Consider the following 11,268-nt stretch of genomic DNA (forward strand, 5'->3'; position numbering starts at 1 on the left):
GAATGCCGAAGAACGAGGGGCGGCCCTTCTTTCTCCGAGGGCCCGCGGATGTATGCGGACGCCCTTCCTGCGCTCCTTATCAGCAGCGCACAGGCGTGTCGCGACAGCCGTGTGGGTGGCGGCGAGCAGCATGGGTAGGGCGGGGAACGAGAACTGCACGAAGGAGGTCGAGGACGTGACCGTCATCGATCAGCACCACCACCGCTACGAGGCGATCGCCCCGGAGACCGAGGCGCAGGTGCGGCGCGAGGTCGCCGGCGCCTCCTGGTTCCGGCTCGCGTCCGCCACCAGCCAGGCGCACCACGCCGTCGACGACGCCCGCCGGAGGCACGACGACGACGCCCTGCTGCGGGCCCTGGACCGGCACGCCGTGCTGGAGCGCCTGCTCGCGGAGGCGACGAACAGACTGCACCCTCCCCGCGGCTAGCGGCGCACCCGGTCGTCCGACGGGCTCCAGCCCGGCCTGGTCGCCCGGCTGCCCGTCCGGTCGGACCTGGTGCGGTAGACCACGTACGGTCGCCACAGGTAGAAGACGGGCACGCTCAGCACGTGCACCAGGCGCGTGAACGGCCACAGCGCGAACAGGATCATGGCGACCATCGCGTGCGCCTGGAAGCCGAACGGCGCGTCGACCATGAGCTCCGGCTGAGGCTGGAACAGGAAGATGCCCCGGAACCACTCCGACACCCCGGTCCGGTAGTCGTACTCGCCGTTGAGGTTGAGGATCGAGCCCGCCACCGTGTTCCAGCAGCCCAGCACGATCACGAGCACGAGGAACAGGTACATCACCTTGTCCATCCGCGTGGTGGCGCTGAACACCGGCCCGACCGTCCGCCGCCGGTAGATCAGCAGCGTCAGCCCGACGAGCGTGCAGAACCCGGCGACCACCCCGATGGTCACAGCCATGAAGTGGTACAGCTCCTCCGAGATCCCGACGGCCGACGTCCAGCTCTCCGGGATGCCCAGGCCCATGACGTGCCCGAGGAACACCGCGAGGATGCCGAAGTGGAACAGGGGGCTCCCCCAGCGCAGCAGCCGGCTCTCGTAGAGCTGCGACGAACGCGTGGTCCAGCCGAACTTGTCGTAGCGGTAGCGCCACCAGTGCCCGAACACGAAGAACGCGAGGCACACGTAGGGCACGACGACCCAGAGGAGCACGGCGCTCATCGCGGCATCCCCGCCATCGCGCCGTAGGGTTCGAGCCCGACCTGCTCCCCGGGAGGGCCCTCGGCGGCCAGCCGCGCGACCGCCTCGCGCTCGTCGCCACGCAGCGGTGGCAGCGTCGAGCAGACGGCAGTCAGCGCGGCGGCCCAAGGAGAGCCGCGGTCGACCAGCGCCAGCCGCAGCAGCTCCAGGCCGGCCCGGTACTCCAGCAGCAGGCGGGTGCCCGCCTCGACGTCGCCGGTGGCACTGAACTCCAGCACCACGCACAGGTGGTCGGGCAGCTCGTCGGGGCTGACCTCCAGCCCTGCCGCCCGGTACGCCCGCTTGAACGCGAGCAGGGCCATCCCCCGCTCCCGGGTGTCGCCGTACGCGTAGTACGTCAGGTAGAGGCAGACCTTGCGACGCAGGTCGAAGGTGTCCACGTACTCCGCGGTGAGCGCGCCCAGCGGGGTCGTCGCGAGGTGGTCCAGCAGCGGGTCGAACGCGGGCGCCGGCGAGACGGCCCGCAGGTCGGGGACCTGCGCCACGAGCTCGGCGGTCGGGTACTCCAGGAGGAGCGCGGCGATCCGATGGGTCAGCGCGCGGGTGCGGGCGTCGTCGCGCCTCATGAGGGGTCCTTCCGCTCGGGGAAGAGACCCGGCGGCGGGGAGCCCTTGCCGTCCCAGTTGAGCAGGTTCACGCGCCCGCCCTGGCCACCGGTCGGCGTGACCTCGTCGGCGGTCTGCCGGTCCTTGAGGGCGCGGAAGTTCTCGACCGCCAGAGGGGTGTTGGACCCCGACCCCTCACCGAACGGTCCCGAGCCACCCATCCCCGGGCCGCCCTCGTAGTCCAGGCTGCACTCGGTGGCCAGCTCCTCCAGGTCGTGCGCGGCCTCCGCGTGCGCGGGCGGGATGACGTACCGCTCGTCGTACTTGGCGATGGCCAGCAGCCGGTACATGTCGAGCATCTCCTGCTCGGTCAGGCCGACCGCGGCGGGGATCGAGGGGTCGGCGTCGCGACCCATCGAGATGTCCCGCATGTAGGAGCGCATGGCGGCGAGCTTCTTCAGCACGCCGGTCACCGGGATCGTGTCCCCGGCGGTGAACAGCTCCGCCAGGTACTCCACCGGGATGCGCAGCTGGTCGATCGCCGCGAACAGGTTGCCTTTCGACTCGGCGTCCTCGCCGGTCTCCGCGACCGCGTCCACCACCGGCGACAGCGGCGGGATGTACCAGACCATCGGCATCGTCCGGTACTCCGGGTGCAGCGGGAGCGCCACCTTGTAGGTGCTGATCAGGGCCCAGATCGGGGAGCGCTGGGCGGCCTCGATCCAGTCCCGCGGGATGCCCGCCCGCTCGGCCTCCCGGACCACCGCGGGATCGTGCGGGTCGCAGAAGACGCCGCGCTGCGCCTCCAGCAGGTCGTGCTCGTCGGTCACGGACGCGGCCTCCAGGACCTTGTCGGCGTCGTAGAGCACGAGACCCAGGTAGCGCAGCCGGCCGACGCAGGTCTCCGAGCAGACCGTCGGCAGACCCACCTCGATGCGCGGGAAGCAGAACGTGCACTTCTCCGCCTTGCCGGTGCGGTGGTTGAAGTAGACCTTCTTGTACGGGCAGCCGGTCACGCACTTGCGCCACCCCTTGCACTGGTCCTGGTCGACCAGCACGATGCCGTCCTCGGCCCGCTTGTAGATGGCACCCGAGGGACACGACGCCGCGCAGGACGGGTTGAGGCAGTGCTCGCAGATGCGCGGCAGGTAGAACATGAACGTCTGCTCGAACTCGAGCTTGATCTTCGTCGAGACCCGCTCCAGGATCGGGTCGCTCACCGCGGTCGCCGCGCTGCCGCCCAGGTCGTCGTCCCAGTTGGCGCTCCACCCGATCTGCATCGGCTCGCCGCTGATCAGCGAGCGCGGCCGTGCCACGGGGGTGTGCTCCTGCAGCGGCGCGGTGGTCAGCGTCTCGTAGTCGTACGTCCACGGCTCGTAGTAGTCGTCGAGCGACGGCATCTTCGGGCTGACGAAGATCGTCGCCAGGTTCTTCAGCCGGCCGCCCGCCTTGAGCTTCAGGCGACCGCGCTTGTTGAGCCGCCACCCGCCCTGCCAGCGCTCCTGGTCCTGGTAGGTGCGCGGGTACCCCTGCCCCGGTCGCGTCTCGACGTTGTTGAACCAGACGTACTCCGTGCCGGCCCGGTTGGTCCACGCCTGCTTGCACGTCACCGAGCAGGTGTGGCACCCGATGCACTTGTCGAGGTTCATCACCATCGACATCTGCGCCATGATCCGCATCAGTACTGCACCTCCTGCGAGCGCCGGCGGATGACGGTGACCTCGTCGCGCTGGTTGCCCGTCGGCCCGAGGTAGTTGAACGCGAAGGTCAGCTGCGCGTAGCCGCCGATCAGGTGGCTCGGCTTCATGAGGATGCGGGTCAGCGAGTTGTGGATGCCGCCGCGCTTGCCGGACGCCTCCGAGCGGGGGACGTCGATGAGCCGGTCCTGCGCGTGGTGCATGTAGACGGTCCCCTCTGGCATGCGGTGCGACACGATCGCGCGGGCGACCACGACGCCGTTGCGGTTGACCGCCTCGATCCAGTCGTTGTCCGCGACGCCGATCTTGTCGGCGTCCTTCTGGCTCATCCAGATGCCCGGCCCGCCGCGCGACAGGCTGAGCATCAGCAGGTTGTCCTGGTACTCCGAGTGGATCGACCACTTGTTGTGCGGCGTCAGGTACCGCACCGCGATGCCGAGCTCCCCGTTCGAGCCCACCTGCGGCTCCCCGAAGAGGGCGGCCATGTTCAGCGGTGGCCGGAACACCGGCAGGTTCTCACCCAGCTCGGTCATCCAGTCGTGGTCGAGGAAGAAGTGCTGGCGGCCCGTCAGTGTGTGCCACGGCTTGAGCCGTTCGACGTTGATGGTGAACGGCGAGTACCGCCGACCACCCGACTCGGACCCGGACCACTCGGGGGACGTGATGACGGGCGTCGGCGCCGCCTGGGTGTCCGCGAACGTCACCTGCTTGCCCTCGTGCTCGGCCGCCAGGTCGGCCAGCCGCCGGCCCGTGCGCTTCTCCAGCGTGTGGAAGCCCTCGGTGGCCAGGTGCCCGTTGGTGGTGCCCGACAGCGCGAGGATCGCCTCGCAGACGTGCACGTCCCGCTGCAGCGACGGGCGTCCGTTGCCCGCTCCCCCGCGGACCAGCCCGTTCTTGTGGCCCAGGTAGTCGACGGGCTTCGTCAGGTCGAACGTGATGCCCTTGGTCGTCGCGCCCAGCGACGACGCGAGCGGACCCAGCGCACCGAGCTTGTCCGCGACCGCGGGGTAGTCCCGCTCGACGACGACGAGCTTCGGCATCGTCACGCCCGGCACCGGGTCGCACTCGCCCGCCTTCCAGTCGCGCACGATCCCGCTCGGTGTGGCCATCGCGTCCGGGGTGTCGTGGGTGAGCGGGACCGCGACGACGTCCTGCCGGACGCCGAGGTGCGTGGCCGCGAGCGCGCTGAACGCCTTGGCGATCTCGTGGAACGCGTCGAAGTCGGTGCGGGTCTGCCACGGCGGTGCGATGGCCGGGTTGAAGGAGTGCACGAACGGGTGCATGTCGGTGCTGCTCAGGTCGTACTTCTCGTACCAGGTGGCCGCCGGCAGGACGACGTCACTGAACACCGTGGTCGACGTCATCCGGAAGTCCAGGGTCAGCAGGAGGTCGAGCTTGCCGCGCGGCGCCTCGTCCCTCCACACGACGTCCCGGGGCCGGTGCTCGGGCGGCGCCTCCTGCGCGCGCAACGACGAGTCCGTGCCCAGCAGGTGCTCGAGGAAGTACTCGTTGCCCTTGGCGGAGCTGCCCAGCAGGTTGGACCGCCAGATGGTGAGCACGCGGGGGAAGTTCTCCGGGGCGTCGGGGTCCTCGCCGGCGAACCGCAGCGAGCCGTCCTGCAGCGCCGCGGGCACGTACTCGGCGGCCGGTGTGCCCGAGGCGGCGACGTCATCGGCGAGCGTGAGCGGGTTCCGGTCGAAGGTCGGGTAGCTCGGCATCCAGCCGAGCCGCGCGGACTGCGCGAGGACGTCCGCGGTGGTCATCCCGGCCCAGAGCCCGCCGGCCTTGCTCGCCGCGAGCGCGTCGGCGCCGAAGTGGTCGTACCGGAACTGGTCGGTGTGCAGGTACCAGTACGCGGTCTGGATCATGTTGCGCGGTGGGCGCGACCAGTCGAGGGCGTTGGCGTACAGGCTGTAGCCGGTTATGGGCCGGACCTTCTCCTGGCCCACGTAGTGCGCCCACCCGCCGCCGTTGACGCCCTGCGTCCCGCACAGCGTGGTGAGCGTCAGGAACGCGCGGTAGATGGTGTCGGCGTGGAACCAGTGGTTGGTGCCGGCGCCCATGAGGATCATCGAGCGGCCCTTCGACTCCTCCGCGTTCGCGGCGAACTCGCGGCCGATCTTCTCCGCCTTGGCGGCCGGCACCCCGGTGATGCCCTCCTGCCAGGCCGGGGTGCAGGGCGACGACGCGTCGTCGTACCCGCTCGGCCAGGTCCCGGGCAGCCCGTCGCGACCCACGCCGTACTGCGCGAGCAGCAGGTCGAGCACCGTGGTCACGGTGCGACCGGCCACCTGCCTCGTCGGGACACCGCGCACGATGCTCCCGGCGGACCCGTCGACCGCGTCGAACCGGGGCAGCGTGACCGCCGCCGTGCCCGAGCCGGTGCCCGCAGCGCTGAGCCGCGGCTCCACGGAGCCGAGGTCCAGGTTCCAGCGTCCCTCCCCCTCGGCGCCGAACCGGAACCCGAGCGACCCGTGGGGGACCACGGGATCGCCCGTCGCCTCGTCGAGCAGAACCGTCTTGAACTGCGCATTCTCCGACGTCTCACCGAGGTCGGCGGCGGTGAGGAACTTCCCGGGCACGAACCCGGCTCCGTCCGGGTCGGGCTCCAGGGACACGAGGAACGGCAGGTCGGTGTACTTCTTCACGTACCCGTCGAAGTACGGGGTGGTCCGCTCGACGAAGAACTCGCGCAGGATCACATGGCCCATCGCCATCGCGAGCGCGCCGTCGGTGCCGGGCGCGGGTGCCAGCCACTCGTCGGCGAACTTCACGTTGTCGGCGTAGTCCGGGGAGACCGCGACCACCTTCTGCCCCCGGTACCGCGCCTCCACCATCCAGTGCGCGTCGGGCGTGCGGGTCACCGGCACGTTCGAGCCCCACATGACCAGGTAGCCGGCGTCCCACCAGTCCCCCGACTCCGGGACGTCCGTCTGGTCGCCGAACACCTGCGGAGAGGCGACGGGCAGGTCCGCGTACCAGTCGTAGAACGACAGCATCGGAGCGCCGAGCAGCGCGTAGAACCGGGCGCCGACCCCGTGCGACACCATCGACATCGCCGGGATGGGCGAGAACCCGGCGATCCGGTCCGGGCCGTGCTCCTTGATGGTGTGCACGTGCGCGGCGGCGACCATCTCGACCGCCTCGGTCCAGGAGGCCCGCACCAGCCCACCCTTGCCGCGGGCCGCCTTGTACCGGGCAGCGCGCACGGGATCGCCCACGACGTCCGCCCACGCCAGCACCGGGTCGCCCAGCCGGGCCTTCGCCTCGCGGTACATCTCCAGGAGCACGCCCCGGACGTACGGGTACCGGACGCGGGTGGGCGAGTAGGTGTACCAGGAGAACGCGGCTCCGCGGGGGCAGCCGCGCGGCTCGTACTCGGGGCGGTCGGGGCCGGTCGACGGGTAGTCCGTCTGCTGCGCCTCCCACGTGATGATCCCGTCCTTGACGAACACCTTCCACGAGCAGGAGCCGGTGCAGTTCACGCCGTGGGTGGACCGCACCACCTTGTCGTGGCTCCAGCGGTCCCGGTAGAACGTGTCGGCGTCCCGCCCGCCGATCTGGTGGAGGGTCCGCAGGTCCGCCGACACCTCGTTCTTCTGCAGGAACCGCCGCGTGCGCAGCAGCGCCTCGACGACCCCCTCGTCCAGGCCCGGCCGGCGTCCCTGCTCGATCGTCATGGAGGCTCCCTAGCTGGTGCTGATCGCGTCGGCTGCACGTGCGCGGGCAGCCCGGCGGACCGGGCCCCAGGTGAACCAGGCGACGCCGAACGCGCTCGCGGCGAGCAGCACGTACCCGAGGCTGTAGTCGCCGACCTGGTCGTAGACGGCCCCCATGACCAGGGGCGGGAAGAAGCCGCCCAGCCCCCCGGCGGCACCGACGATGCCCGTCACCGCGCCGACCTTGTCGGCCGGGGCCACCTGCGCGACCAGGGCGAACACGGCTCCGGAGGACGCACCGAGCGCCGCGGCGAGCCCGAGGAAAGCGATCGTCTCCACGGGCACCAGGGCCACCTCGAGCGCGGCCACGAGGGCCAGGAGCCCCGCCGCGACGAACGCCACCATGAGCACCGGGACCGGGCCGACCTTGTCGGAGAGCGTCCCGCCCACCGGGCGCATCACGACGGCCAGCACGACGAACCCGGCCGTCCGCGCGGCCGCGTCGCTCGCCGACAGGTCGTACGCGTTCACCAGGTACGTGGGCAGGTACACGCTGAACGCGACGAAGCCGCCGAAGCCCAGCGCGTACAGCAACGAGAGCTGTCCGGTGGCAGGGATGCGTGCCGTCGCCCACATCCGGGCGAGGAACGAGCCCTGCGGCGTCGGACGTCCGGGCTTGTCCCGCAGCAGGACCGCGGCGACCACGGCGTACACGGCCAGCACGCACGCCACCAGCACGAACGGGGCCTCGGCGCCGTACGTGTCGGTGATCCACACCGTGGTGAACGCGGAGATCGCCGTGCCGCCCATGCCGAGCCCGAAGATGCCGAGCGCCGCGCCCCGGCGCTCGGGCGCGAACCACGCGTTCACCGCGGGGACGCCGATGGCGAACGTCGTCCCGCCGAGCCCGAGGAAGAAGCCGCCCACCAGCATCGCGGGATAGGTGTCCGCGACGAAGCCGATGAACAGCACCGGCAGGATGGTCAGCAGCGTGACCGCGGGGAACATCTTCCGCGCGCCGATCCGGTCCGTCAGCGCGCCCACGGGGATCCGGCCGAGCGACCCCACGATCACGGGCACCGCGACCAGCACCGACTGCTGGACCCCGGTCAGGTCCAGCGCCGCGCCGTAGGAGCCGCCCAGCGGGCTGATCAGCGCCCACGCCCAGAAGTTGACCAGGAACCCGATCGTCGCGACGACCAGCACCCGTACCGCGATCCTGCTGTCGGCCTGCTGCACCATGAGACCCCCGTGCTCGGTCCGGCGTCATCGCGCGGACCTGGTGTTCTTCGGAAGTTATCAGGCCGCCACAGCCGGCGCCCGGGACCTTCGGCCCTGATCCGCGTCCGTGGCCGCGTCCGGATCCGCGCGGGGCCGGCCGGTAGCGTGACCGGCATGACGGACGCGCGCTCCGCGCCGGGCAGGCCGGCCCTGGGCGACGCCATCCCCGCGGTGCTCCGCGACGTCGGCCGGACCGTCGCGCACGCCGACCTGGCGATCGCCTACTGCGGCACCGTGACCGTCGTGACGCTGCTCGTGATGCTGCAGCCCGAGGAGCGCACCGCCGAGATCCTCGCGCGGGTCAGCGGCAACCTGGACAACCTGCGCGCCGAGCCGCTGCTGTCGATGCTCGGCAGCGCCTTCGTCGTCGAGAGCCTCTGGGGCCTCGCGCTCGTGGTGCAGCTGCTCGTGGTGCTGGCGTACCTGCAGCGGTTCGTCGGCCGGCTCGCGTCCCTCGTCGTCGGGCTCGCCGGGCACGTCGGCGCCGGGCTCGTGGTGGCCGCCGGGCTCTCCACCGGGATCTTCCACGGGCTCGTCGACGAGAGCGTCGCCGGCGCCACCGACGTCGGCGTCAGCTACGTCATGGCCGCCGCGATGGGGTTCCTCGTCCTGGCCATCCCGCCCCGCTGGCGCTGGTGGTACCTGGGCGCCACGGCCGTCTACTGGCTGCTGCCCGGCGCGATCAACCGCACGTTCACCGACGCGGGCCACGCGAGCGCGCTGACCATCGGGCTCCTCATGGCCCTGGTCGCCGCCCGCGCGGTCGCCGCGGACCGCCGGCGGACGTGAGCCCGGCCCGTCACACCTCGCCGGGCAGTGCCGTCCGGATCACGATGCGCGTCCACGCCCCGACGTAGAGCCGGTCGCCGTCTTCGAGCTCCTTGCGCTGCCCGGCGGGGATCGGCGTGGTGGGCAGCGGGTCGCCCGGGCGGCTGACATACGTCCCGTTGGCGGACTGCAGGTCCTCCACCCACCAGCGCTGCCCGTCCGTGTTGAGCTGGCAGTGCCGGCGCGAGACGCCCGAGTCGGTCCCGCAGTCGACCGCCGGGTGGATGTTGCGGGACGCCGACGGGCGGCCGACGAGCACGCTGCGCTCCCGCAGCGGCACCAGACCGGGCAGGCCCGCCGACGGCATCGGGTCCTCGGCCTTCTGCTCCGCGTACCAGTCGGGGTCGACCCAGATCTCGGCGACCCAGGACTCCTCGCCGTCCGGGGCGGGCGTGGGGAGTGCCGCGCCGCCGGGACCGGGGTCCGGCGAGCCGGCGCCGGCCTGCGGCGCGGGGGTGGCGACGGGCACGGGTGCCGAGAGGGGCGCAGGCTCGGATCCACCCGCGGGCGGCGTCGCCGGAGCGGGCCGCGCGATCGGCGTCGCGATCGGTGCCGGCGCGGTGCCGGTCGTGAAGTCGTAGCCGCAGACCTCGCAGAACAGGGCGAGCGACGACGCGGGCGACCCGCAGTGCGGGCAGGTGGTCGCGGTCCCGGTCGCCGCCGCCGGGGCGGGAGCCTCCACCGCGACGGCGGCCTCGATGGGTGAGCCGCAGACGTCGCAGTAGTCGGTCGAGGTGGACGGGTGACCGTTGGGGCAGGTGACGGTGCTCACCGGCGGACCCGGGTCGTCTTGGTCGAGGCCGTGTCGAGCGCCATCTCGTCGAGCTTGTCGGTGTTGCGCTTGAGGCGCACGGTGCCCTGCTCCTCGTCGTCGATCTCGACCACGCGCCGCAGCCGGGAGGTGGCCTCCTCGTTGCCGGTCTCCGCGGCCAGCTGGACTGCGCGGCCGAGCTTCACGGTCGCCGTGGCCTCGTCGCCGGACGCCTTGGCGGCCAGCCCCTCCTGGATCACCGACGCCAGCTCGGCCTGGCCCGTGTAGTGCGCGACCTCGGGGTTGATGCGGGCGGTGAGCGAGCTGTCGTCCGACCAGCGCGCCTTGACCAGCCCGGAGGCCAGCACGTCCCCGCCGACGGCGATCTGCACGCGCGCCGCCAGCTGCTCCGAGCCGACCGGCTTCGACGGGACCCGGACCGCCACGTGGTAGTCGCGCGACTCGTCGCCCCACGCGCCCGTCGGGTACGCGCCGGTCAGGGCGTTCACCTCGGTGCGCCGGGACGTCAGGTCCTCGACTGTCGGGGCCACGCGGCGCACGAACAGCACCTGCGCGCCCTGGGGCGCCCACACGCGCAGCTCCGCGTCGGCGACGCCCTTGGACATCGACTCGGCGACCAGCGCCTTGAAGTCGGCCGCGATGTCCGCGGGGTTGCGGATGAGGTCCACGGTGCCCAGCAGCGCGGTCGCGATCTCGCGCAGCTCCGCGACCTCCCAGCTGGAGCCGACGCCACGCGCGTCGCACTGGAAGTGCCCGGTGACGTCATAGATCGCGCTCGACAGCTCGGCGCGCGGCTCCGACTCGTTGCGGCCGTCGGTGAGCAGGATCGCGTGCTTCTGGGCCACCTGCGGCACCTCGGCGAAGATCGCGTCGGCGAGGCGCAGCCACGTGCTCATCGCGGTGCCGCCCGACGGGCGCATGTACGAGATCGCGCGCTTGGCCTCCTCGCGGGCACCCGGCTCCATCTGCACGATCGCGACGGGCGCGTTCGGGTAGGGGAACGCGCGGTTGGCCACGTGGCTGCCGCCGATGATCGAGAACCACGTGCCGTCCGCGATCTGGTCGACCGCCACCTGCGCCGCGTACTTGGCGGCGTCGATGTTCGGGCCGCTCATCGACCCCGACGTGTCGATGATGACGATCTCCGCGACGCCGCCGCTGCTGGTGGCGGCGGTCCCGGCGCCGGAGCTGGTCACGGTGACGATCGCGTGCACGTCCGTGGCGCCGTCGGAGAGGAACTCGTTCTGGAACACCTCGGTACGGAAGTCGGCCACTGTGGC

At 71.8% G+C, this 11,268-nt stretch carries 9 protein-coding genes; 2 read left to right on the top strand and 7 right to left on the bottom strand.

The window, feature by feature from the left end; genetic code table 11:
- Positions 1-175: 175 nt before the first annotated feature.
- Positions 176-427 (top strand): hypothetical protein, encoded by a 252-nt coding sequence (locus CXY01_RS03415; protein WP_146925669.1) that lies wholly within the window; start codon positions 176-178, stop codon positions 425-427.
- Here the strand turns inward: CXY01_RS03415 and narI are convergent.
- From narI to CXY01_RS03440, 5 genes are read right to left on the bottom strand one after another with little or no spacing between them, the layout of a single operon-like run.
- Positions 424-1,167: a respiratory nitrate reductase subunit gamma gene (narI, locus tag CXY01_RS03420; RefSeq protein WP_146925670.1), complete on the bottom strand. Its 744-nt coding sequence runs from the start codon at positions 1,165-1,167 to the stop codon at positions 424-426. The two genes, CXY01_RS03415 and narI, sit on opposite strands and share 4 nt — an antisense overlap.
- Positions 1,164-1,772: a nitrate reductase molybdenum cofactor assembly chaperone gene (narJ, locus tag CXY01_RS03425; RefSeq protein ID WP_146925671.1), complete on the bottom strand. Its 609-nt coding sequence runs from the start codon at positions 1,770-1,772 to the stop codon at positions 1,164-1,166. The genes narI and narJ overlap by 4 nt, the downstream gene beginning before the upstream one ends.
- Positions 1,769-3,430, bottom strand: a complete 1,662-nt coding sequence (narH, locus tag CXY01_RS03430; protein WP_146925672.1) for a nitrate reductase subunit beta — start codon at positions 3,428-3,430, stop codon at positions 1,769-1,771. Before narH ends, narJ begins: the two co-directional genes overlap by 4 nt.
- Complete coding sequence (locus CXY01_RS03435; protein WP_146925673.1) at positions 3,430-7,128, bottom strand: nitrate reductase subunit alpha; 3,699 nt, start codon at positions 7,126-7,128, stop codon at positions 3,430-3,432. Before CXY01_RS03435 ends, narH begins: the two co-directional genes overlap by 1 nt.
- Positions 7,129-7,137: 9 nt before the next feature.
- Positions 7,138-8,349 (bottom strand): MFS transporter, encoded by a 1,212-nt coding sequence (locus CXY01_RS03440; RefSeq protein WP_146925674.1) that lies wholly within the window; start codon positions 8,347-8,349, stop codon positions 7,138-7,140.
- 153 nt (positions 8,350-8,502) lie between these two features.
- Here CXY01_RS03440 and CXY01_RS20765 point away from each other — a divergent pair, with 153 nt between their 5' ends.
- Positions 8,503-9,177, top strand: coding sequence for a rhomboid-like protein (locus CXY01_RS20765; protein ID WP_186813284.1), 675 nt, complete (start codon positions 8,503-8,505; stop codon positions 9,175-9,177).
- Positions 9,178-9,187: 10 nt separating this feature from the next.
- Here CXY01_RS20765 and CXY01_RS03450 read toward each other — a convergent pair whose 3' ends face one another.
- Together CXY01_RS03450 and CXY01_RS03455 are read right to left on the bottom strand one after the other, a co-directional pair.
- Entirely contained in the window at positions 9,188-9,988 is an 801-nt protein-coding gene (locus tag CXY01_RS03450; protein ID WP_146925675.1) for a double zinc ribbon and FHA domain-containing protein, read from the bottom strand.
- Positions 9,985-11,262 carry a vWA domain-containing protein gene (locus CXY01_RS03455; RefSeq protein WP_146925676.1) on the bottom strand — a complete coding sequence of 426 codons (1,278 nt, stop codon included), beginning with the start codon at positions 11,260-11,262 and terminating at the stop codon, positions 9,985-9,987. Before CXY01_RS03455 ends, CXY01_RS03450 begins: the two co-directional genes overlap by 4 nt.
- Positions 11,263-11,268: the final 6 nt, after the last annotated feature.

The organism is Cellulomonas xylanilytica, assembly GCF_007989805.1.
Classification (GTDB): Bacteria; Actinomycetota; Actinomycetes; order Actinomycetales; family Cellulomonadaceae; genus Cellulomonas; species Cellulomonas xylanilytica.